This window comes from Shewanella fidelis ATCC BAA-318 (assembly GCF_000518605.1).
Taxonomy (GTDB): Bacteria; Pseudomonadota; Gammaproteobacteria; order Enterobacterales; family Shewanellaceae; genus Shewanella; species Shewanella fidelis.
Genome location: NZ_JADX01000021.1, coordinates 76236 through 97340 on the forward strand (window position 1 = coordinate 76236; position 21105 = coordinate 97340).

The 21105-nt window shown below is 44.4% G+C and carries 25 protein-coding genes; 14 read left to right on the forward strand and 11 right to left on the reverse strand.

All coding sequences use genetic code 11. The features are described 5' to 3' along the window. The first annotated feature begins 138 nt into the window (after positions 1–138). The gene (locus L884_RS0111305) at positions 139–1110 is read left to right on the forward strand and encodes an alpha/beta fold hydrolase (protein WP_028767612.1); all 972 of its coding nucleotides are present in this window, start codon (positions 139–141) and stop codon (positions 1108–1110) included. Between the two features lie 66 nt (positions 1111–1176). Here L884_RS0111305 and flhA read toward each other — a convergent pair whose 3' ends face one another. From flhA to L884_RS0111345, 8 genes are read right to left on the reverse strand one after another with little or no spacing between them, the layout of a single operon-like run. Continuing rightward, entirely contained in the window at positions 1177–3258 is a 2082-nt protein-coding gene (gene flhA, locus L884_RS0111310) for a flagellar biosynthesis protein FlhA (RefSeq protein ID WP_028767613.1), read from the reverse strand. A gap of 15 nt (positions 3259–3273) precedes the next feature. Further along, complete coding sequence (gene flhB / locus L884_RS0111315; protein ID WP_028767614.1) at positions 3274–4407, reverse strand: flagellar biosynthesis protein FlhB; 1134 nt, start codon at positions 4405–4407, stop codon at positions 3274–3276. Then, entirely contained in the window at positions 4404–5183 is a 780-nt protein-coding gene (gene fliR, locus L884_RS0111320) for a flagellar biosynthetic protein FliR (protein WP_028767615.1), read from the reverse strand. Before fliR ends, flhB begins: the two co-directional genes overlap by 4 nt. Before the next feature lie 10 nt (positions 5184–5193). Further along, positions 5194–5463 (reverse strand): flagellar biosynthesis protein FliQ, encoded by a 270-nt coding sequence (gene fliQ / locus L884_RS0111325; RefSeq protein WP_028767616.1) that lies wholly within the window; start codon positions 5461–5463, stop codon positions 5194–5196. Positions 5464–5467: 4 nt separating this feature from the next. Further along, positions 5468–5614, reverse strand: coding sequence for a hypothetical protein (locus tag L884_RS23045; RefSeq protein WP_156925682.1), 147 nt, complete (start codon positions 5612–5614; stop codon positions 5468–5470). Positions 5615–5642: 28 nt separating this feature from the next. Next, positions 5643–6371 (reverse strand): flagellar type III secretion system pore protein FliP, encoded by a 729-nt coding sequence (fliP, locus tag L884_RS0111335; protein WP_028767617.1) that lies wholly within the window; start codon positions 6369–6371, stop codon positions 5643–5645. Positions 6372–6373: 2 nt separating this feature from the next. After that, positions 6374–6730, reverse strand: coding sequence for a flagellar motor switch protein FliN (gene fliN, locus L884_RS0111340; RefSeq protein WP_028767618.1), 357 nt, complete (start codon positions 6728–6730; stop codon positions 6374–6376). Next, complete coding sequence (locus tag L884_RS0111345) at positions 6723–7604, reverse strand: FliM/FliN family flagellar motor switch protein (RefSeq protein ID WP_028767619.1); 882 nt, start codon at positions 7602–7604, stop codon at positions 6723–6725. The genes fliN and L884_RS0111345 overlap by 8 nt, the downstream gene beginning before the upstream one ends. A 545-nt stretch (positions 7605–8149) precedes the next feature. On the opposite strand from L884_RS0111345, the gene L884_RS0111350 reads away from it, so the two are divergent. The 8 genes from L884_RS0111350 to L884_RS0111385 all read left to right on the forward strand — a co-directional run bounded on the left by L884_RS0111350 (position 8150) and on the right by L884_RS0111385 (position 16009). Continuing rightward, positions 8150–9028, forward strand: a complete 879-nt coding sequence (locus L884_RS0111350; RefSeq protein ID WP_028767620.1) for a MotY family protein — start codon at positions 8150–8152, stop codon at positions 9026–9028. After that, positions 9025–10332 carry a sigma-54 interaction domain-containing protein gene (locus tag L884_RS0111355; RefSeq protein WP_028767621.1) on the forward strand — a complete coding sequence of 436 codons (1308 nt, stop codon included), beginning with the start codon at positions 9025–9027 and terminating at the stop codon, positions 10330–10332. The genes L884_RS0111350 and L884_RS0111355 overlap by 4 nt, the downstream gene beginning before the upstream one ends. Before the next feature lie 28 nt (positions 10333–10360). Further along, positions 10361–10699: a flagellar hook-basal body complex protein FliE gene (fliE, locus tag L884_RS0111360; RefSeq protein WP_028767622.1), complete on the forward strand. Its 339-nt coding sequence runs from the start codon at positions 10361–10363 to the stop codon at positions 10697–10699. A 74-nt stretch (positions 10700–10773) separates the two neighbouring features. Beyond that, positions 10774–12483, forward strand: coding sequence for a flagellar basal-body MS-ring/collar protein FliF (fliF, locus tag L884_RS0111365; protein ID WP_028767623.1), 1710 nt, complete (start codon positions 10774–10776; stop codon positions 12481–12483). A 50-nt stretch (positions 12484–12533) separates the two neighbouring features. Beyond that, complete coding sequence (locus L884_RS0111370; protein WP_037410840.1) at positions 12534–13520, forward strand: flagellar motor switch protein FliG; 987 nt, start codon at positions 12534–12536, stop codon at positions 13518–13520. Then, on the forward strand, positions 13520–14269 hold the full coding sequence (gene fliH, locus L884_RS0111375; RefSeq protein WP_028767625.1) for a flagellar assembly protein FliH: 750 nt from the start codon (positions 13520–13522) through the stop codon (positions 14267–14269). Before L884_RS0111370 ends, fliH begins: the two co-directional genes overlap by 1 nt. Further along, positions 14241–15599 carry a FliI/YscN family ATPase gene (locus L884_RS0111380; RefSeq protein ID WP_037410819.1) on the forward strand — a complete coding sequence of 453 codons (1359 nt, stop codon included), beginning with the start codon at positions 14241–14243 and terminating at the stop codon, positions 15597–15599. The genes fliH and L884_RS0111380 overlap by 29 nt, the downstream gene beginning before the upstream one ends. Further along, positions 15596–16009: a hypothetical protein gene (locus L884_RS0111385; protein WP_028767627.1), complete on the forward strand. Its 414-nt coding sequence runs from the start codon at positions 15596–15598 to the stop codon at positions 16007–16009. The genes L884_RS0111380 and L884_RS0111385 overlap by 4 nt, the downstream gene beginning before the upstream one ends. Before the next feature lie 13 nt (positions 16010–16022). On the opposite strand, the gene L884_RS0111390 is transcribed toward L884_RS0111385, so the two are convergent. The 3 genes from L884_RS0111390 to flgA all read right to left on the reverse strand — a co-directional run bounded on the left by L884_RS0111390 (position 16023) and on the right by flgA (position 17587). Next, entirely contained in the window at positions 16023–16481 is a 459-nt protein-coding gene (locus L884_RS0111390; RefSeq protein ID WP_028767628.1) for a flagellar protein FlgN, read from the reverse strand. Beyond that, entirely contained in the window at positions 16474–16755 is a 282-nt protein-coding gene (flgM, locus tag L884_RS0111395; protein WP_028767629.1) for a flagellar biosynthesis anti-sigma factor FlgM, read from the reverse strand. Before flgM ends, L884_RS0111390 begins: the two co-directional genes overlap by 8 nt. An 85-nt stretch (positions 16756–16840) precedes the next feature. Further along, complete coding sequence (gene flgA / locus L884_RS0111400) at positions 16841–17587, reverse strand: flagellar basal body P-ring formation chaperone FlgA (protein ID WP_051435615.1); 747 nt, start codon at positions 17585–17587, stop codon at positions 16841–16843. Positions 17588–17671: 84 nt separating this feature from the next. On the opposite strand from flgA, the gene L884_RS0111405 reads away from it, so the two are divergent. Genes L884_RS0111405 through L884_RS0111425 form a run of 5 tightly spaced genes read left to right on the forward strand, consistent with a single transcriptional unit; the run spans position 17672 to position 21086 of the window. After that, a complete protein-coding gene (locus tag L884_RS0111405; protein WP_028767631.1) occupies positions 17672–18022 on the forward strand; it encodes a flagellar basal body rod protein FlgB in 351 nt (116 codons plus the stop codon). Between the two features lie 6 nt (positions 18023–18028). Continuing rightward, on the forward strand, positions 18029–18448 hold the full coding sequence (gene flgC / locus L884_RS0111410) for a flagellar basal body rod protein FlgC (protein WP_028767632.1): 420 nt from the start codon (positions 18029–18031) through the stop codon (positions 18446–18448). Continuing rightward, positions 18448–19110: a flagellar hook capping FlgD N-terminal domain-containing protein gene (locus tag L884_RS0111415; RefSeq protein WP_028767633.1), complete on the forward strand. Its 663-nt coding sequence runs from the start codon at positions 18448–18450 to the stop codon at positions 19108–19110. Before flgC ends, L884_RS0111415 begins: the two co-directional genes overlap by 1 nt. A gap of 23 nt (positions 19111–19133) precedes the next feature. Further along, the gene (gene flgE, locus L884_RS0111420) at positions 19134–20342 is read left to right on the forward strand and encodes a flagellar hook protein FlgE (RefSeq protein WP_028767634.1); all 1209 of its coding nucleotides are present in this window, start codon (positions 19134–19136) and stop codon (positions 20340–20342) included. Between the two features lie 9 nt (positions 20343–20351). Further along, a complete protein-coding gene (locus tag L884_RS0111425; protein WP_028767635.1) occupies positions 20352–21086 on the forward strand; it encodes a flagellar basal body rod protein FlgF in 735 nt (244 codons plus the stop codon). Positions 21087–21105: the final 19 nt, after the last annotated feature.

Genomic DNA, 21105 nt, shown 5'->3' on the forward strand with positions numbered 1-21105 from the left:
CTCATAAGGCCGCCGTTGCGGCCTTATTTTTATGCCACAACGAGTAATGTTGATAATCCGAGTTGCATCAGGTTTCGCTAGAGTTTGCCTAAATAGGTTTGCTACACTGCATGCAAGACTACTCAATAGAACCACTCCATGTCGATTGCTACCGAGCCTTATATGACCGCCAATGCTGCTATTTCATTTTCATCTGAACACCATTTAAATAGCCCAGAGCAGAAAGTCTTTTGGCAACAAGTAACACAATCAAGCTTTAAAAGCCGCGACAATATTACCCTTGCCTATGCCAGCATCACTCACCCACATAGCATAGGCACAATAGTGATCAGTAGTGGTCGTGTCGAGTCCTACTTAAAATACAAAGAACTGATGTTTGATTTATATCAGCAGGGCTACAGCTTATTTGCCATTGATCATCGTGGTCAGGGTTTATCTGCACGAACAACTCAAAATCCTCATCAAGGACATATCGACAAGTTTCAGCGATATGTCGACGATTTTGCCGAATTTATACACAAAGTTGTTAAACCTGTAGCAACAGAAAACTATTTCTTAGTCGGTCATTCTATGGGAGGAGCTATTGGCACTCTTTACCTAGAACAATATCCAACGACGTTTAAAGCGGCCGTTTTTTCAGCGCCGATGTATGGCATTAAGCTGCCACTCACTAAAGGCTTTATTCGTGGCTTGGCTGCTTTGTTAGATAACCATGAAAAACCAAATTACGTTTTAGGTGGCAAGGATTATCATGCTGCGGAATTTGATAAAAACGATCTCACCCATAGCAAATTACGTTATGAAGATTACCGCGAGCTTTATCAGCAAGTACCGCAACTACAATTGGGATCACCAACTAATCACTGGTTAGTAGAGTCTATCGATGCAGCCGAACAAGCGATACATGCAGCGCGCAACAGCCAAATACCCTTACTAATTTTGCAGGCTGAGGAAGATACGATTGTTGATAACCGTGCGCAAAAACGGGCAATCAATGGATTGTGTCAATTGGTCAAAATCCCTTATGCTCGCCATGAGATATTTATGGAACGTGACAAGCCACGCAACCAAGCATTAAACGCGTTACTGGCTTTTTTAGCTAAAGCTTAAAACCCTGTTGAGACATAAAAAAGGATAGCTTATCGCTATCCTTTTTTATTTCGGGCTAAGAAACGACTAACCTAACTGCCCCGCCACCATTAACTCACGCGTTTCTGGTATCTCATTATAAGACAGCACATGCAGGCCTCGAGCAAACGCTAAAGCATAGCGAGCTAATATTGGCCGTAGCTGTGGAGAGACCAGTAACAGCGGACTATGTCCATGCTCCTTGGCTTGGGCCAAAAGTTGCGGCATACGTTGCTGTAATTGTGCCAATAGCTGTGGATCAACCGGAAAGCTATCAAGCGAGCCTTTACCTTGCTGTTGCGACTGATTCAATGCCGTCATTAAGGTTTGCTCTAGTTGAGGGTCTAGCGTCATAACATTAAGCTTAGGCGCTGAGCCAACAATAGAGTGCAAAATAGAGTTACGCAGCGCACAGCGCACATCTGCGGCCAGTAGCACAGGATCTTTACTGTTTTCACTACAGTCGAGCAAAGTGGTAGCAATCGTACGAATATCCTTCAGTGATACCTGCTCTTTAAGCAATAACCGATACACTTTTAACTGCAATATTGGTGTTAATGCGCTATTCAGTGACTCAGCCAATTTAGGGCTTTGCTTGGCTAAACGGTCACTTAAAGACAATACATCGTCATGTTGCAGCATATCCGGCAATGATTCACGAATTAACTTACTCACATGGGTAGCAATAACCGTCGCATTATCCACGACCGAATAACCTAAATTGAGTGCTTTAGCTTTATGCTCTTGCTCAATCCATACCGCGTCCATTTGATAAGCAGGCTCTTTGGTAATAATACCGTCAATTTCACCAAATACAGGGCCACTCTTAATTGCCATTAAACGATCTGGTTCAAGTTCAGCCGTCACCACAGGATTACCCATCAAGTTAATTTGATAAGCATTAGGTGCCAAAGATAGATTATCTCTTACCCTCACTTCCGCAAGCAGGAATCCAGCCTGTTCAGACAGTGTTCTACGAATACCCGTTAGGCGCTTTTGTAGCTCCGCCCCTTTACTTCGCTCAACCAAATGCACCAATCGATAACCTAAGCGCACCTCAATTAAATCTGTGTAAGGCAATGCATCCCAGCTAGGAGCAGAAGGTTCAGTTAATGTCGACTCTCGTTGTTGAGCAACCTCAGCAGCTGCAATTTGCGGCTCTCGCTGGCTTTGCTTCCAAGCCACAAACCCTAGCAAAGCTGCAAAAGACAAAAACACAAAAGTTGGCATCCCCGGTACAATGCCTAAAATCAGCATCACAATTGCAGACGTTGCCAGTGTTTTAGGATTAGCCAATAACTGCTGACGCAATTGCTCTGGCATCTCTTCAGCATCTGATACCCGAGTAACAATAATCGCCGCAGCTGTCGCCAACAGTAAAGATGGGATCTGAGCAACTAAACCATCACCGATAGTGAGCAAGGCATAAGTTTTAAAGGCTTCCCCTGCACTTAAATCGTGCATGAAAATACCGATAGCTAGGCCGCCCAACATATTGATAGCGAGAATAAGGATACCAGCGATGGCATCGCCTCGAACAAACTTAGAGGCACCATCCATCGAGCCATAAAAGTCTGCTTCACGAGCCACTTCTTGACGACGCTCTCTGGCCTGATCTTGAGTCAAAATGCCCGCATTTAAATCGGCATCAATGGCCATCTGTTTGCCAGGCAAGGCATCTAAAGTAAAGCGAGCAGATACTTCAGAAATTCGCTCGCCACCTTTAGTGATCACCACAAAGTTAATGATCATCAAGATAAGGAAAATAACCCCACCAACAACATAGTTGCCGCCGATCACAACCTCACCAAACGCTTGGATCACTTTACCCGCAGCATCACCACCTTCATGGCCCTCAATAAGTACCACACGTGTAGACGCTACGTTCAAAGTTAACCTAAGCAAAGTCGCTAGCAGTAATACCGTAGGGAATACCGAAAACTCTAAAGGTCTACGGATCGATACCCCCACAAGTAACACCATCACAGCTAGTACAATGTTGAAAGTAAAGAGGATATCGAGCAACCAAGGTGGCAAAGGTAAAATAACCATGGCCAAAACAGCCAATAACATGATTGGAATACCGATATAGCTTGGGCTACCAGCAAAAACGCGCGAAAACCATTTCATTAATTCAAATAACCTTTAATCATGTTGTAAATGTTCAGGGATAAAAAAGTGTGGCAACGGCGCAGGCTCAGCCTGCATTCCTTGTCTAGCAGCCCGTAGCTGCATGACGTAAGTCAGCACATGGGCAATAGCAACAAATAACCCAGCGGGGATCTGTTGTTCAATCTGGGTGGAATAATAAATCGCACGAGTTAACGGTGGCAGCTCCAGCACTTCAACATCATGGCGCTTAGCAATATCGCGCATATATAGCGCTAGTTCATCGGTGCCTTTTGCTACAACGTAAGGCGCATCAGCCTTATCTAAGTCATATTTGAGCGCGACAGCATAATGGCTAGGGTTAACTAACAATACATCAGCTTTAGGTACTGAAATATCAGCCCGAGAACGGCTTATACGCTGCTGCATTTGACGAATTTTAGCTTTAATTTCAGGCTTACCATCTTGCTGCTTATGTTCGTCTTTCACCTCTTGCAGAGACATTCTCAGCTCTTTGTGATGACTCCAATATTGATAGGGCACATCAATAAAAGTGATCAGCAATAAACCTAAGCCTAGATACAACATGGCCAAGCTCAACATATCAACGCCTTTCGCCACAGCCTCATCTACCGGTAGCTGACTAATCGCCATTAGGCCTTGAAGATTCTTCTGCAAAAAAAACCACATAATGCCTATCAATAACACTATTTTGAGTATCGACTTAACTAACTCAACCAAAGACTTAACTGACGCCATACGTCCAATCCCCGCTATTGGGTCGATACGGCTATATTTAAAGTTTGCATTATTAAAGCTGAAGATCAGTCCGCCAGGCATAGCACCAGCGACCATGGCTATGATTGCGACCATTAAAAACAGTGGCCCAAGTATATTGAGGATTTCCAGCATCGCGTGCGCCATATGCCGCGTAATCATTCCTGGCTCATCCAGTTGCGCTTTAGTGAACGCCATATTAGTTCGCGTCAATTCAGCCACCCGAGCAGCCATCCAGTCGGCGCTAGTGGTCAACATTAATGAACAACCAATAATGAGTGCTGATGCAGCCAGATCTTTAGAGCGCGGTACTTGCCCTTGTTCGCGTGCTTTTCGTAACTTTTGCGGAGTCGCTTTTTCCGTTTTACTTTGACCGGTATCCTTATTACTCATATTGCACCACCAATAAATTGATACATGGCAGATAACGCATCCAAACAAAGATCACTATAACGACTGGGCAAGCCACTAAATGAGAAAAACACACACAAAAGCCCCATCAACATAGACATGGGGAACCCAAGGGCAAATACATTTAATGAGGGGGCGGCACGGCTTAGTACACCAAAGGTAAGGTTAACCACCAACATTGCCAAAATAGCAGGTAAAGCCAGCATAAATGCCGCCGCAAAAATCCATGCGAAGCGAGCAATGAGACTCATTAAAGGTAATTCAAATACCCCCATTCCGATTGGCCATAATTTAAAGCTATCAACTAACACTCCAATGGCAACCAAGTGGCCGTCTAACGCTAAAAAAAGTAGTGTGCCATACAACATGAACCACAAACCAAGCAACGGATTACTGCCACCACTTGAAGGGTCGTTCATCACCGCCATCGACAAGCCCATTTGCATAGACATCATGGCACCAAATAGTGTCATTACATGGATCATAATCGACAAAAATAGCGCCAACATAAAGCCAACGAGTAACTGCTCGACAGCCAAAATGAGTGCTTGAAAAGAGATGGCATCAACTTGAGGAACTGGCGGTAATAACGGCGCAATTAATGCTGAAATGCTCACTGCTAACAAGATCCGCACCGTAACTGGAATATAATTATTCCCGAGAAAAGGCATTATCATAAACGCCCCCATAATGCGGCAAAATGGCCACCAAAAAGTGCCTATAAAAGCACTAATTTGCACAGAGGTTAGCGACAGCAATGATCACCCCTTAGCCAATTAAATGTGGAATATTCATAAACAAGCGATCAAAAAAGTCGCAGATTTTCATCAACAACCACTCGCCAGCAAAAACCACCATTAACAAGGTAATGATCAAGCGCGGTAAAAAGCTCAGCGTTTGCTCGTTAACTTGAGTCGCAGCCTGAAAAACCGCAATCAATAAGCCGACTAACAACCCCGGCACCACCAACACGCCAACCATAGCAACAACCAAAAATATCGCTTCGGCGAACATGGCAGTTAACTCATTGATGTCCATAGGACTAAATTCCAATCTTCATCAATAAGTTAATCACTGCAGGCCAATCATTAACCGCAACCAAAGTCAGCATGACAGTACCCAGTAACAGATAAAATAGATCGCTTATAGAGTAATAAAACTGCAGATATGCTTTATTTGCCAATCTCATGAGTTAACACGCTCCATCGATGAAAAAACTAGCCATAACTTGCCACCAAAGTGCTCACAGTCATCGACCAACCATCAACAAGTACAAATACCATCAACTTGAATGGTAATGAGATAATCAAAGGAGATAGCATCATCATGCCCATCGACATCAGCACACTTGCCACCACCAAATCGATCACCAAAAAAGGTAAGAAAATCAGAAAGCCAATCTGGAATGCCGTTTTTAACTCACTTAATACAAAAGCTGGCATTAACACAAAGAAAGGAATTTGTTCCGCTGTTAACGTCACGGGTTCATCAGCAATTTTAAGCATCTGTTCCAAATCGGTTTCACGGGTTTGCGCGAGCATAAATTTGCGCAAGGGTTGCTCGGCGCGCACAACGGCTTCGGTTAGCTCTATTTGACCGAGGTCATACGGTAAAAAAGCTTCATCGTAGATTGCTTGCCCAGTAGGACGCATAATGAAAATAGTCATGACTAAAGCGATACCAATCAAGACCTTATTCGGTGGACTCTGCTGCAAACCTAGCGCTTGACGTAAAATGGCTAATACCACAATGATCCGAGTAAAGCTGGTTAACATCATAAGTAAAGCAGGCAGAAAACTGAGCACTGTCATCAGTGCCAAAATTTCCAACTTAACGTTTACAGCCTGTGTTTTGTCGCCATCAGCTAGTGAGAAAAGCGTTAAACCATCACCAGCCACTGCCGCTGAAGAGAAACTTAACAATACAACCAGCAACACTCGCCACATAGTTAATCAACAGCTCCAGTTAAGCTAGTTGCTTCAACCTCAAGTAAACGCACGCCATAGCGGCCATTAACTTCAACCACTTCACCTCGACCAAGCAATGCACCGTTCACTCTAATATCGAGTGGTTCACCCACCATACGATCAAGCGCAACAACATCGCCCTCGCCCATTTGGGTTAACTCACCTAAAGACATCTCAACACTCGCTAACTCAAGAGTGACATGCACTGGTAGCTGCTGAAAGAAAGACATATCTTTTACAGGCTTAGCAGATGTTTTCTGCTCAGTGATAGCGTTATCAGCAAAAAAATCATCATCCAACAAAAAATCATCATCTTGCAAAATGCTATTATCAGCCATTAGCTTGTTCCTCATGTAAAAACAGTTCTTGAGTCAATTTGGTCACTAGTTGCCCCTCATGGGTATGAACTGTGCCGTAAAAAATAGGTCGCTTGCCCACGGTTACAGGACAACGAGAATGAAGGTTCATCGGCAGGACATCGCCAACAACTAAATTTTGCAATGAAGTGACAGGCATACTTTGACGCCCTAATTCCAATAGCGCTTTAACAGGGATCTGCTTTAAGCGCTGAGCAAGCTTATAGGCTAACTCTGGATCAGCCTGATATTGGCTCGGCTGCTCAGCCATTAGTTCAAGTAAATGTTCAGCCATATAAAACTTAATAGAGCTGCCAAAGTGAGCACTTGGAAAGCTAAGCTCACAACAAACTGGCGCAGTAATAGGTGTACTGCTCATGACCAACTCAAGCTCTAGCTTATTAATATCAATTTCAGTGATAGGAAGCGTTGCAAGGGCAGCCAGCATGAGACGTTTCACTAAGCGAAACTCTGACTGACTTGGTGCTCTTAAAGGGGATACTATGGCCGTGCTATAACAGCCATAATAACTGCTAGCTAATTGGTCAAGAGTGCACTTATCCATCGACCACCAACCTAATTCAACACGGTTATAACTCAACAAAAACCATGCATGTGCTAAATCAGGTATTTGATCTTGATGCTGTACACTTAAAGAAACATTAGATAATGCAAAATGACCTTGACGGATTATTGGCACTAATAATTCATTTACGACATCCATCATAGGACGTTGACATGACTCTAACTGTAATAAAAGCCGACTACGAGCTAGTTTCTCTTTAATTAATACTACCGGCCTAACCTTAATTCCCAGGCTGGATTTAATCAATTTGGCTTTAGCCGTTGTTTTCATCTTATTCCCTAAAAAAACACAGTGTCAATAAATCGGCGCAACAACTAACTTTGTTATAAAAATGACTAACGCCAAAATTACGACTTAATATATTCAAGCAAAATAAAAAATAACAAAAACACGATTCAAAATATATATAAAGTTAAATAAAAATTTAGAGCGGTATAAAAGTAAAAACGGAGCTAATTAAAGCGACCGTTTTTAGTAATAACTTAAATACTATTTGTAAAATTTATAATAAAATTTAAAATTTACATAAAAACAAACACTTAAACCAAGTGAAAACAATATACCTACTCAAAACAAGCTAAAAAACGAGCAAAAAACATATTTAACCTGAGCTTTAAGATGAAGGTTTTAAATCAGGTAAGATATTAGCGCAAGCATTTAATGCAAACTAAACAAATTAAATACTAAAAAAACAATCGAAACCAAAAAAACAGTACAAAAGAGTTTTACATAATTAAATATTACGTGTTTAATTGGCAACTTTAAAAAATAGAATTATAAAAACTGTAACTCCTACAATTAAGGATTATGAAAAATTGAAACTATCAGTTTATATATTAATCTGTTTATTTTTTTGTGTTATCACCACTGCAAATAATGCATTTGCAGCGACAAACACCTATCAGACCCATTTAGAAAAGGCCCAATGGGACTTTTCTGGAGACGAATTTGGCTGTCAAATCAGTCATAACGTGCAGCGTTTCGGCAGCCTAAAACTTATAGCAATGCCTGGCGAGGCATTAACGCTTACCCTGCAAACAGATTGGCTTTATTTCGAAAATAAGCAAAGTGTTGCCACTGTCACTCCTCCATCTTGGCAGTCATACACGAATTCATCAGCCTCAACCCAATTGAAATGGCATGGCACTAGTGCCTCTAGCCAAGAAAACATCGCCGCCTTTTTAGAAGCACTAGAGCAAGGGCTGACTTGGCAAGTAGCGATTGCGACGTCAGACGCAAATTATCAAATCAACTCAAGCCCAGTCTCTACCCAGACGGCCGCTAACCAGTTCCGCCTCTGTCGTCAGCAATTATTGCCACGCTCATTTGCATACTTACGTCGTTTAGATTTCCGCTTTGCAACAAGTTCAAGCAAACTTCAAGCAACTCATGAACAAGACTTGTATGCGATTTACCGCTATCTGCAAGCTGACCCTAGCATTAAAGAAATCCTTATCGACGGACATGCTGATGCATCGGGTGATCACTTAGCCAATTTACTACTTAGCAAAGAACGCGCCGATGAGGTCATGTCACGTCTCATAGAGCTAGGTGTGCCAGCCAGTATTATCCAAGTTCGTCACCATGGAAATCGCACACCTATTACCAGCAATAACACTAGCGCAGGTCGAGAGCTCAATCGTCGAGTGACACTTAGGTTAGTCAAATCAGCAACTCAGGTAGCAGTAAAATGAACAGTTCTATTATCAGGTTTGTCGATGCTCACATTACTCAATCATGCTTGAACTTACTGGCTGAGCAAGGGTTTCATTTATGGGATACAACAGCAGATAAGACCCCATGGCTGAGCTTAGTTAATTTGTCGCAATCTCAAGCAGATAACGTAGAGTCCAAGCTACAATGCTATCCAGGCAAACACCAAATAGCGCTGTTAGAGCCTGAACAAACAGAGCTTGCTAGCATCGCCATGCAGTGTGGTGTTCAGGATTACCTATTACTGCCTATTGATGAAAATCAGCTTTGCTCGCTAGTGCAAAGGTTGCGCCGACTTGAACTACCAAATAACGAATTGATCTGCGCAGCACCGGTGAGCCGTCAGCTACTCATGCTAGCGCACAGAGCCGCCATAACAGAAGCAACTGTGTTACTCACAGGCGAAAGTGGAACAGGAAAAGAACCACTAGCCCGTTATATTCATCGCCACTCTAATCGTGCCGAGCAACCCTTTGTTGCGATTAACTGCGCCGCAATTCCTGAAAGCATTTTAGAGTCACTATTATTTGGTCACGTTAAGGGCGCCTTCACTGGCGCCAGCCATGATCAAGCAGGTAAATTTGAACTCGCTAACAACGGCACCTTGCTACTCGATGAAATTGGCGAGATGCCATTGCTGTTACAAGCAAAGTTACTACGAGTTCTGCAAGAGCGTGAAGTAGAGCGCTTAGGCAGCCACAAATCGATTCGACTTAACATTCGCGTAATTGCTGCGACCAATAAGGATCTTCGCCAAGCGGTTGAGGACGGTAGCTTTAGACAAGATCTGTTTTACCGCTTAGATGTGCTTCCAATCAAAATATTACCATTACGCCAACGTCGTGAAGACATATTGCCGATCGCGGAACATTTCTTACAACGCTACAAAATGTTAGCAGGGGATCAACCGTGTTATTTCAGCGAACCGGCTCGCAACCTACTTCTCAGTCACGACTGGCCAGGTAATGTTCGAGAGCTGGAAAACACCATACAACGAGCGCTAGTGATGCGACGCGGCCAAGCAATTCAATCTGAGGAACTCGGTTTAACTAGCGCCACAGGTGAACAGCTAGCATCTCCCAATGAACAAGGTCTTAAAGCCTCTAAGCGCCATGCCGAGTTTCAATACATTATCGACACATTAAAGCGCCACAATGGTCAACGTAACCGTACAGCTGAAGCGTTAGGGATGACGACACGAGCATTGCGCTACAAACTAGTACAAATGAGAGAGCAAGGAATTGATATTGATAACATTTTGTCGCAATCAGGCCACGCTGCTTAGCCCTAAACAGGACTTTTAAGGATCCCTTATGTCAAATGCAAGTATTACCAGCCCTCAGTTGTTGATGCAGCAAATGAGCATTCATACCGAGATGGCACAAGGTGCTATCAAAGTAGGCCCCAATCCGCGCGACTTTGGTTTTCAACCCGCTTCATTCACCGAGCTAATGAAGCAAAAAGTCTCAGCAATTAACGCTGATCAGAATGCTTCCTCGGCTTTAGTCAGTGCTGTGGATAGCGGACAAAGTAGCGATCTAGTCGGCGCCATGGTGGCTTCTCAAAAAGCCAGCCTATCATTTTCCGCCATGATTCAAATTCGAAATCGCTTAGTACAAGCATTCGACGACGTTATGAAGATGCCAATTTAATTCAGGCCCAAATTTACTCTTTATTGCAATAACACTTAAAAACCACAACGGGTTTAAGTGAGGATAACGAAAATATGTCAACAACATTGACTCAAACAAGCCCTGCAATAACCGATTCATCTACTAAGACAGATCATATCGGTACCTTGAAACAAAAGTGGCAACAGTTCAGTTTAGGCGACCGTCATGCAGCAACCCTAGCAATCATGGCGATTGTCGCTGCCTGCGTCATCGTATTAATGCTTTGGAGTACAGGACAAGGTTATAGCCCGCTATATGGCGATCAAGAAAATGTTGAAACCGCGCATATTATTGAAGTGTTAGATGCAGAAGGTATGAGTTACCGCCTTGATCCAACCAGTGGTTTGGTGCTTGTCCCGGAAGATAAACTTGGTCAAGCCAGAATGTTACTCGCTGCTCGCGGTGTTAAAGCTAAAGTACCATCAGGTATGGAGTCATTAGAATCCTCAGCAATTGGCACTAGCCAATTTATGGAACAAGCAAAATACCGTTATAGCCTTGAAGGTGAGCTATCGCGCACGATTATGGCGTTAAAAGCAGTAAAAACAGCTCGCGTTCATTTAGCGATCCCGAAAAAAACCTTATTTATTCGTCAACAACCAGAGCTACCAACAGCCTCTGTCATGCTTGATCTATATGCTGGTCAGCACTTAAAGCCTGAGCAAATCACTTCTATTGCAAATTTAGTTGCCGGTAGCGTTACCGGCATGACATCTGAACAGGTACAGATTGTTGACCAAGAAGGCAACCACTTAAGCGCAGAGCTAAACGCCAATCGCAGTATAACGAAGGCTCAAGATAAGCAGCTAGAATATACTCAGGAACTAGAGCAAACCTTAATTAACCGCGCTTCAAGCATGTTGTTACCCATCTTAGGCCAAGATAATTTTCAGGTGCAAATTGCCGCCAAGGTGAACTTCAATGAAGTAGAAGAAACTCGCGAAGCAATCGATCCGCAGACCGTTGTCGTACAAGAAAACCAAACGACCAACCAAAGCAATGGTGATATGGCGCTAGGGATCCCAGGCGCTCTAAGTAACCAGCCACCAACAGCTAACCCACCAGCAGCGAATGCTAGCACTAACTTAAATCAACAGCAGAGCCGTCAATTTGAAGTTGGCCGTTCAGTGACTCACACCCGTTATCAACAAATGCAGTTAGAAAGTCTATCTATTGCCGTATTGTTGAACAATCAAGCAGCTGGTGAGACCGGTTGGACTCAACCGCAACTGGATCAAATCAGTAATATGGTTCAGGGGGCAATTGGTTACACAGCCACTCGCGGTGATCAATTCAGCATTAGTAGCTTCAACTTCGCTCCAGTTAAAGTGGTTGAGTTTGAGCCACTACCTTGGTGGCAAGGTGAAAGTTATCAAGCTTACTTACGCTACTTTATTGGGGCGATTTTAGGCTTAGGCATGATTGTATTTGTGCTACGTCCTCTAGTACAACACTTAGTCCGCACTGTTGACCATAGCAATAAAGACCTACAAGCAGAGTCTGAATTAGCATTATTGTCTTCGGCAAATGAAACCAACGAAGCACTGCCTAACCAACAGAATGACGCTGTTATGTCATTAGATAACAATAAAGCCAAAAATAACTGGAGCAGTAATCTAAGCCTACCAGCACCTGGTTCACCACTAACAGTACAGATGGATCACTTAAGTCTTTTGGCAACTCAAGAACCCGCTCGCGTTGCAGAAGTGATCTCTCACTGGATCAGTGAGCGTGATAATGAACCAGTTAACCAACAGGCATAGCCAACAGATAGGTAACCCAAACCGTGAACAATAATGCAATCACACCTAAGATGGACAACCTAGAACAAGCTGCCATGTTACTTCTCAGCATGGGAGAAGAGGCGGCAGCTCAGGTTATGGCGCATCTAGACAAAAATGACGTACAACAGCTAAGTTACAAAATGGCTCGCCTCGCCAGTATTACTCAGCAGGAGGCGGAGGCTGTTATTGAACGCTTTTTTAATCGTTACCAAGAGCAATCTGGCATTGCCCGAGCATCTCGCACTTACCTACAAAAAACCTTAGATTTGGCTTTAGGTGATCGTGTTGCAAAAAACTTAATCGATACCATTTATGGCGATGAAATAAAAATCTTAGTTAAGCGCTTAGAGTGGGTAGACCCGCAACTACTTGCACGAGAAATTGCTAACGAACATTGTCAGCTACAAGCAGTTCTTCTTGGGCTGTTACCTCCGGAAAATGCAGCCTTAGTATTACAGAGTTTACCTGCGGAAGGCCAAGATGAAGTGCTGCTGCGTATTGCACAACTTGGTGATATAGACCGTGAAGTGGTTGATGAGTTAAAGCAACTGGTAGAGCGCTGCATGCTTAATGCTATGGATAAGAGCCATACGCAAGTCAGCGGGATCCGCCAAGTTGCCGATATTCTTAATCGTTTTGACGGCGATCGCGAGCAACTAATGGAAATGCTCAAACTCCACGACAAACAACTTGCAAGTAATGTCGCAGACAACATGTTCGACTTCATTATTCTAGGACGTCAAAAACCAGAAACCTTACAAACCATCATGGCTGCCGTACCTGCCGATGTCTTAGCCCTTGCACTAAAAGGCATTGAAAACGAATTGAAGCAGGCTTTACTTAACGCACTACCAAAACGTATGTCATCAGCCATTGAAACCCAAGTTGAAGCAATCGGTACCGTACCATTAAGCCAAGCGATAGCGGCTCGAAAAGAGATCATGCTATTAGCCAAACAGATGATGGACGATGGTGAAATTGAGCTGCAACTCTTTGAAGAACAGGTTGTTGAATAATGACAAACACACTCAATAATAAAACCGACCCACGTTGGCGTTTAGTCGGCCAACACCCACGCCGCCACCGCTTTTCACCGTTAATTGAAACGGGAGATGAGACCGAGGCGTCTGGTTGGCAAGATTTTCAACAAGCATTTGATAAAGGCTACGATGAAGGCGTGCAAAAAGGCCATCAAGCGGGTTTTAGTTCAGGTGAGGAAGAAGGCCGGCAAGCGGGTTATGCCGCAGGCTTTAATCAAGGCCGTATTGAGGGACAGCAAAAAGGTAAAGACAATATCGATGCTCAACTCAACAGCCTGATTGCACCACTAGGTGCACTACACGCTTTACTCGAAGAAGGTCATAACCAACAAATATTGCAGCAACAATCGCTAATACTCGATCTAGTACGCCGAGTGTCACTGCAAGTTATTCGTTGTGAACTTACGTTGCAACCACAACAAATTTTGGCCTTGATTGAAGAGACACTAGCAGCACTGCCAGATGATCCAACTAAAGTGAAAATCCATTTAGAGCCTAGTGCGGTAGAAAAGCTGAAAGAGCTCGCTGCTGATAAGGTTAAATCTTGGAGCTTAGTTGCCGATGCCAGTATCAGTGCCGGTGGATGCCGTATTGTTAGCGAAACCGCCGATGCTGACGCTTCAGTAGAAACCCGTCTCAATCGATGCATGGCGCAAGTTGAAGCCCATCTTCAAGACAGCCAAACAGACTTAATAGATGAGCACGAGGACAAAGTTGAAGCTTAACGCTGATATTTTAGATTGGCCTAAAGTACCTGTCGCGCAAGTCTACGGTCGCTTAACTCGAGTTAACGGCCTATTGCTTGAAGCTGTAGGCTGCCAATTAGCTACCGGTGATCGTTGCCACATTGAATGTCGTGACAATCACCTAGTGGAAGCCGAAGTCGTCGGTTTCCACAAAGATACGCTATGTTTAATGCCGATTGAGCATGCCAGTGGTTTAATGCCTGGCGCACGAGTGATGCCGATAGAGGGCCGCTACCAAATACCGACAGGGCTAGGGCTACTTGGTCGAGTACTTGATGGCTTAGGTCAACCTTTAGATGATTTTGGTTGTATTAAGCACTTGCCACAAGTACCGCTACAGTTCAAAACTACCAACCCACTAAGACGTAAACCGATCACTGAGCCATTAGATGTCGGCATAAGAGCGATCAACGCATTACTCCCGGTCGGACGCGGGCAACGCTTAGGCTTATTTGCAGGATCTGGGGTAGGTAAAAGTGTGCTCCTAGGCATGATGACCCGCTTTACAGAGGCAGACATAGTCGTCGGCCTAATAGGCGAACGTGGCCGCGAAGTAAGAGAGTTTATTGAGGAAGCGCTAGGTGAAGAAGGACGCAAACGTGCTGTCGTCATTGCAGCACCTGCTGATACCACTCCGTTAATGCGCATGCGAGCTATGCGTTTATGCCATCAAGTTGCAGCGGGTTATCGCGATCAAGGCAAGCAAGTGCTCATGTTAGTCGATTCACTCACGCGCTATGCGCAAGCACAGCGAGAAATTGCACTGAGTTTAGGCGAGCCACCAGCAACTAAAGGCTATCCACCTTCAGCATTCGCGCTGCTGCCCAGCTTAGTGGAAATGGCTGGTAACAGTCAGCATCCAACAGGCACATTAACAGCCTTTTATACCGTGTTAACTGAAGGCGATGATCAACAAGATCCTATCGCAGACTCTGCCCGTGCAATTTTAGACGGACATATCGTGCTTAATCGTAAATTGGCTGAGCAAGGACATTTTCCTGCTATCGATATTGGTGCATCAGTAAGCCGTTTAGCCTCACAAGTTGCTGCTCCAGAAACACTAAAGCAAGCCCAATGGTTTAGGCATCTCAACAGTCGCTATAACGAAGTAAAAGAGCTTTTGCCACTTGGTGGCTACCAAGCTGGACACGATCAAGAAATGGACATGGCAGTAAATAGCTATCCGCAAATGGCTACATTTCTGCGCCAAGAAACCCACACCCAAGCGGATCTATCTCAAAGCCTCAGCGCATTAGCTCAGCTTGTTGCCCAAATGGGCTTTGCCTTCAACGAAGAAGCACCGAAATGAAACAATTACAGATATTGTGCCAACAGGAAGAGAAAAAGCTTAGCCAACTAAGTTTACAAAAAACGACGGCTCAGCAGCAGATCAGTCGCATTGAACAGCAAAAGTTGCAGTTAGGGCAGATGATAACTGAATACTCTCAAACAAATAGCCGATACGCGTCTGCCATGCTACTGCAGAATAATGCGCAGATGTGTCAGGTTATAGAACCTATGCTCAAACAGCTGACTCGCAAGCAGCTGTTACTACAGCAAGAGCAGTTGCGAGTACAAGGACTATGGCGTAAACAATTGGGACGACAACAAAGCATACAGTGGCTGTATAACGAACGGATACAGCAACATAAACAGTTACAGCAAAAGCAGGAGCAAAAACAGTTGGATGATTTAGCCGCGCGTTATGTTCGCAGCTAATCAGCAAGATAAATTACAACGAGCGAATGCAGCCGTAATCATGCTTACTATCAGCATTTGGGTGTAATAATTGATTTATCACCTCTTGCTGAGCAACCAATAGCTTGCCGTTAGCCTCATTAACCTGCTGACTTTCTTTCACCGTTTGCAGCAAGTTATGCCACAATTTAGCCACTTGAGCCGATGAAGCTGGCGGCATTTTGCCAATTAAACTCTGCATGCCACTGGCGTTACCAGCAAAACCTAATGACTCCAGCATTTGGCGACGCTGATTAGCCTTCAACATCAAGTCATCACAAAGTTCCGTTTGTAACTTGTTGTGCAAGTTAAGGCCTCGGTTATCACGTGATTGCATCAATTCACGTTGGCGATGTAGTAACTTTTTCAGTTGTTTATAGCTTTCAGTATCTTGCTTAATACCGTGCACTATCGCCTTGACTAACTCACGCTTACTTGGTGCAGGATTATCCATGCTGTTGAACCATAGTTTCAGCTAATTGCTCTAGATCCAGCTTAAAGCTGCCATCAACTAATGACTGACGCACTTGGGCGACCTTGCTCAAATCAAAATCCGATAGCTGTTCTAATTGAGGTTGTGCAGCTTCAATCAGACGGCAATCATCACTGACCTCTTGTTGCGGTATTATGGTTGCCACTGGCGCATCAGCAACCTGAGTCACTGGAGTTTTATTTTTACTCGTTGTCAATTCAGTATGGATTGTGCTGTTTAACTTACTTATTTCCATATTGGTTATCTCAAATTCACCTACTAACCCATTAAAGCGACTATTTGGCCTTAATCTGAAATAAGCAGATAATTAAATTTTTCCTTTAAAACTTTGTCGCTACCCGCCCCGGAGCTAAAGGGTACGCCACGATCACTTTCCCTGAGCTTAAATTTTTAACTCGGATCGCCTGCCCTTCTCCACCTGCCTCTAAAGCCTCCCCAGGCATGTTAGCGTAAAAGCCATTACTTCGAGCTTCAATAATCACCCGATCACCAATATTAACCCATTGTGGAGCACTGAGCTGTACCACTTTTATCGCCTTATAACGGCGGATCTTACGCAGTACTTGTTGACCAATAATCTGTTGTGACTGAGTAAGCAGATCTTTATCACTCATGCCTAACTGAACACTGCGCCATTCAAGATCAGCCGCAGTCACGACTTCACCACGCTTTAAAACACGATTAGCAACAGGAAGCCTTGCGGTAACATCAACAGCGGCACGGACAAACAAACTCCAGCCCTGATCACTGCAACTTACCTTACGCTGCACGTTACCAATCGGTAAACCGTTTGCACTATTAAAGGTCGGTTGAGACTGACATCGCGCTAAACGCTTTACACCTGATGGCACCTTAATCTGCACATTAAAATCAAGTTGCTTTATTGCTGACTGCTGCTGCCATTGGCGCAACTCACCACTGAGCAACTCCTGCATAGCCTGCTCTATTTGTACCTCTGTTTCATTAACTGATTTCGCCACACTAGATAGCGGAAACAAACAGGAAATCACGAGGAGGAAATAGGAAATACAGATTCCGTTAGCCGAGCCAAGATTAAAGCAAATCATTGAAATTCCTAAGTTAAAAATACTGGCACACTAATTGATTGTTCATAGGGCAATAAATTTGGACATACCATACTAGGAGTCGTAATGGCTATCAACCTTGATGCCGCATTGGGCATTCATCCACACACTCTCGACTTTCGTGTTGAGCGCAGTAAAGTCTTGGCCGGTAACTTAGCCAATGCCGAAACTCCTGGCTATAAAGCGCGTGATCTCGACTTTAAAAATGTGATGTTACAGATCAATGCCGGCATGTCTCCAGACCGTAATTATCAAACAAGCTATCGCGTGCCTTATCAAACTTCTGCCGACCAAAACACGGTTGAACTCGGCAAAGAGCAAGCCCGCTACTCCCAAAATGCAATGGATTATCAAACCAGCCTGACTTTCCTCAATATGAAGATTTCAGGGTTACGCACAGCTATTGAAGGTCAATAAGTCATTATGTCATTTGCAGAAATCTATCAAATTGCCGGTGCAGGCATGAATGCCCAAACCATACGCTTAAACACGGTAGCCAGTAACTTAGCCAATGCTGGCGCGGCTGCAGAAACACCCGACCAAGCCTTTCGCGCGTTAAAGCCAGTATTCTCAACGATTTACCAGCAAACACAAGCAGGCCAAGTAGCAGGCGCTCATGTTGAGGTCGCAGCAATCGTGCAGTCAGATGCACCTCTCGATTTACGTTACGAGCCTGATCACCCTTATGCCGACGAGCAAGGTTACGTTGCCTACTCTAACGTCAACACAGTAGAAGAGATGGCAGATATGATGGCGGCGAGTCGTTCGTTTGAAACCAACGTTGAAATCATGAATAGAGCCCGCTCAATGCAGCAAGGCCTACTGCAATTAGGAGCCAAGTAATGAATGTCACCAGCGCCACTAATAACAACACCAATCCTACCGACGCCATCGTTAACTCTCCTGGAAACGACGCCGCATCAATCAAGAATGAGTTTATGACCTTGATGATTGCGCAAATTCAAAACCAAGACCCAACCAATCCTGTTGATGGAACTGAGTATGTCACCCAACTTGCACAATTCTCACAAGTTGAAAGCTTAGAGCAGATGCGGGCAAACCAATCGACCCAGATGGTGATCATGGAAAATCTTGGCATAGTCCAATCGGCGCAACTCGTTGGTAAAGACGCCATGGTACCAGCCTCAGAATTTAGCATTGAAGACCAGCCACTAGAGGGCAAAGTGTTTTTAAGCAATGCAGTTGAAGAGCTTAATATCGATATCGTCGATAACAACGGTGAGGTGGTTCATACCTTAAATTTAGGCGCACAAGAAGTTGGTGATACTCCCTTCACTATCGACCCTGAAGCACTAGATCTGCCAGCGGGTGAATACAGCATTGTAGCTAATACCACCGCAGGCGATGTCAGCAAAAAAGCAGACACTTTTGTAAAAGCCGAAATCGAAAAAATTCACTTTATTAGCGCATCAGGAATGATGATGGCTGAATTAGGCAACGGCCTTGGCACCATCTCGGTGCTAGAAATCTCTGAAGTTTCATAACTAAATTATCAAGGGCTCAATCTATGTCGTTCAATATCGCGTTAAGTGGCTTACAAGCAACCACACAAGACTTAAATACTATTAGTAATAACATCGCAAACTCTTCAACCGTTGGTTTTCGCGGTGGTCGTAGCGAGTTTTCGGCCATCTATAACGGCGGTCAAGCTGGCGGTGTTAATGTGATGTCCACCAGCCAAAACTTCAGCAGTAGTGGTAGCCTGACTTACACGGGTCGCCAACTGGATATGGGCATTCAAGGTGAAGGATTTTTTGTACTAAGCGCTCAAGATGGCACAACAACTTATGCTCGCGCAGGGATGTTCAATCAGGACGCCAACGGTTTTGTCACTGATCCTGCTGGTAATCGTCTGCAAGGCTACTCGGTCAGCGCCGCGGGCAACCTACAAACCGGTAATGTCACCGATCTACAAGTACAAGCTGGGGCCCTACCGGCCAAAGCCACCACAGATATTGGCTTAATTTCTAACTTAGATGCCCGCGTAGATGTCATCGATCCTGCTGTCACACCATTTGATGCTGATGATGCCTCAACCTATCACTCTTCAAGCACAGTGACGGCATTTGACTCACTCGGTAAAGAGCATGCTCTAACCCAATACTATGTAAAAACGGACGATAACCAATGGTCTGTACATTACATGATGGGTGACACAGATGTGACACCTGCAGGTGGCCATCAACTGGAGTTTAACTCTGACGGTATGCTTGTCAGTGGCGCAGATCTAACACTAGATATCACTGACCCAAATATTGTCGGTGGTGCATCAGATCTTAATCTCAAGCTGAGTTACGACAAAAGCACCCAATATGCTTCTGACTATAACAATTCAAGCTTAAGTCAAAATGGTTATACCTCAGGGGAGCTCAACGGTATTCGTTTAGATGAAAGTGGCATGCTTTACGGCACTTACACTAACGGCCAAGAGCAGTTACAAGGCCAAGTCGTACTGGCGGACTTCAATAATCCAAATGGTTTAACCCCTATTAGCAATAATGCGTGGACCGCTACTAATGCTGCAGGCCAGCCTATTATTGGCACTCCATCAACAGGCACCTTAGGTGCAATTGCTGGCGGCTACCTTGAAGGCTCAAACGTTGATACCACTGCAGAGATGGTCAACTTGATGACAGCTCAGCGTAACTATCAGTCCAACGCAAAAGTGTTAGACGCCAACTCAACGATGCAGCAAGCACTGCTGAACGTAATTTAGGCCTAAGTCATGGATAGAATGATCTACACCGCCGCCAAAGGGGCTGCAAGAGTAATGGAAGCACAAGCAATACGTGCTAACAACCTCGCTAACGCAGATACCACAGGCTTTAAGGCAGACTTAGAACGCGTAAACGCAATGACAGTTGCAGCAACGGGTAATAGCCTGCAAACACGAGTACTTGCACAAACTCAAAGCAGCGGTTTTAACCAGCAAAGCGGCGCCTTAAATCCAACAGGCAGAACCTTAGATCTCGCGATTAACGACGCAGGTTTGTTTACGGTAATGACTGAAAATGGCGAAGGCTATACTCGATCAGGTGCGATACAGCCCGATGAAAATGGACAGCTAACACTTGATGGTCGTCCAGTTGCTGGTGTTGATGGCCCTATCGTATTACCAGAATATCGTGAGCTTTTTGTTGGTGAAGATGGTCGCTTAAGCATAGTGGCTGATGAAGGCGGTGTTATCGAAGAGATAGGTCAACTCAAGCTGGTTAACCCTGATATCAATGACATGAGCAAAGGCTTAGATGGCTTGCTCTACACCCAAGACCGTCAGCCTCTACCAGCTAATGACCAAGTATCAATTAGCAGCGGCTTTCTTGAAGCCAGTAATGTGCAAGCCGTAGGTGAACTTATCGCAGCCATGGATCTAAGTCGCCAGTTTGAAGTGCAAGTAAAACTAATGAAAAGCGCTGAGAAACTTGCCGAAGCAGGTAATCGCCTACTACGTAATGCGTAAACTCATGTTTAGAGCAGGT

What these genes read in the sequence shown, in the direction of transcription:
- L884_RS0111305 (WP_028767612.1), top strand. Translation starts at nt 139, where the DNA reads ATGTCGATTGCTACCGAGCCTTATATGACCGCCAATGCTGCTATTTCA.
- flhA (WP_028767613.1), bottom strand. Translation starts at nt 3,258, where the DNA reads ATGAAATGGTTTTCGCGCGTTTTTGCTGGTAGCCCAAGCTATATCGGT.
- flhB (WP_028767614.1), bottom strand. Translation starts at nt 4,407, where the DNA reads ATGAGTAATAAGGATACCGGTCAAAGTAAAACGGAAAAAGCGACTCCG.
- fliQ (WP_028767616.1), bottom strand. Translation starts at nt 5,463, where the DNA reads ATGGACATCAATGAGTTAACTGCCATGTTCGCCGAAGCGATATTTTTG.
- L884_RS23045 (WP_156925682.1), bottom strand. Translation starts at nt 5,614, where the DNA reads ATGAGATTGGCAAATAAAGCATATCTGCAGTTTTATTACTCTATAAGC.
- fliP (WP_028767617.1), bottom strand. Translation starts at nt 6,371, where the DNA reads ATGTGGCGAGTGTTGCTGGTTGTATTGTTAAGTTTCTCTTCAGCGGCA.
- fliN (WP_028767618.1), bottom strand. Translation starts at nt 6,730, where the DNA reads ATGGCTGATAATAGCATTTTGCAAGATGATGATTTTTTGTTGGATGAT.
- L884_RS0111345 (WP_028767619.1), bottom strand. Translation starts at nt 7,604, where the DNA reads ATGAAAACAACGGCTAAAGCCAAATTGATTAAATCCAGCCTGGGAATT.
- L884_RS0111355 (WP_028767621.1), top strand. Translation starts at nt 9,025, where the DNA reads ATGAACAGTTCTATTATCAGGTTTGTCGATGCTCACATTACTCAATCA.
- fliE (WP_028767622.1), top strand. Translation starts at nt 10,361, where the DNA reads ATGTCAAATGCAAGTATTACCAGCCCTCAGTTGTTGATGCAGCAAATG.
- fliF (WP_028767623.1), top strand. Translation starts at nt 10,774, where the DNA reads ATGTCAACAACATTGACTCAAACAAGCCCTGCAATAACCGATTCATCT.
- L884_RS0111370 (WP_037410840.1), top strand. Translation starts at nt 12,534, where the DNA reads ATGGACAACCTAGAACAAGCTGCCATGTTACTTCTCAGCATGGGAGAA.
- fliH (WP_028767625.1), top strand. Translation starts at nt 13,520, where the DNA reads ATGACAAACACACTCAATAATAAAACCGACCCACGTTGGCGTTTAGTC.
- L884_RS0111380 (WP_037410819.1), top strand. Translation starts at nt 14,241, where the DNA reads ATGAGCACGAGGACAAAGTTGAAGCTTAACGCTGATATTTTAGATTGG.
- L884_RS0111385 (WP_028767627.1), top strand. Translation starts at nt 15,596, where the DNA reads ATGAAACAATTACAGATATTGTGCCAACAGGAAGAGAAAAAGCTTAGC.
- L884_RS0111390 (WP_028767628.1), bottom strand. Translation starts at nt 16,481, where the DNA reads ATGGATAATCCTGCACCAAGTAAGCGTGAGTTAGTCAAGGCGATAGTG.
- flgM (WP_028767629.1), bottom strand. Translation starts at nt 16,755, where the DNA reads ATGGAAATAAGTAAGTTAAACAGCACAATCCATACTGAATTGACAACG.
- flgA (WP_051435615.1), bottom strand. Translation starts at nt 17,587, where the DNA reads ATGATTTGCTTTAATCTTGGCTCGGCTAACGGAATCTGTATTTCCTAT.
- L884_RS0111405 (WP_028767631.1), top strand. Translation starts at nt 17,672, where the DNA reads ATGGCTATCAACCTTGATGCCGCATTGGGCATTCATCCACACACTCTC.
- flgC (WP_028767632.1), top strand. Translation starts at nt 18,029, where the DNA reads ATGTCATTTGCAGAAATCTATCAAATTGCCGGTGCAGGCATGAATGCC.
- L884_RS0111415 (WP_028767633.1), top strand. Translation starts at nt 18,448, where the DNA reads ATGAATGTCACCAGCGCCACTAATAACAACACCAATCCTACCGACGCC.
- flgE (WP_028767634.1), top strand. Translation starts at nt 19,134, where the DNA reads ATGTCGTTCAATATCGCGTTAAGTGGCTTACAAGCAACCACACAAGAC.
- L884_RS0111425 (WP_028767635.1), top strand. Translation starts at nt 20,352, where the DNA reads ATGGATAGAATGATCTACACCGCCGCCAAAGGGGCTGCAAGAGTAATG.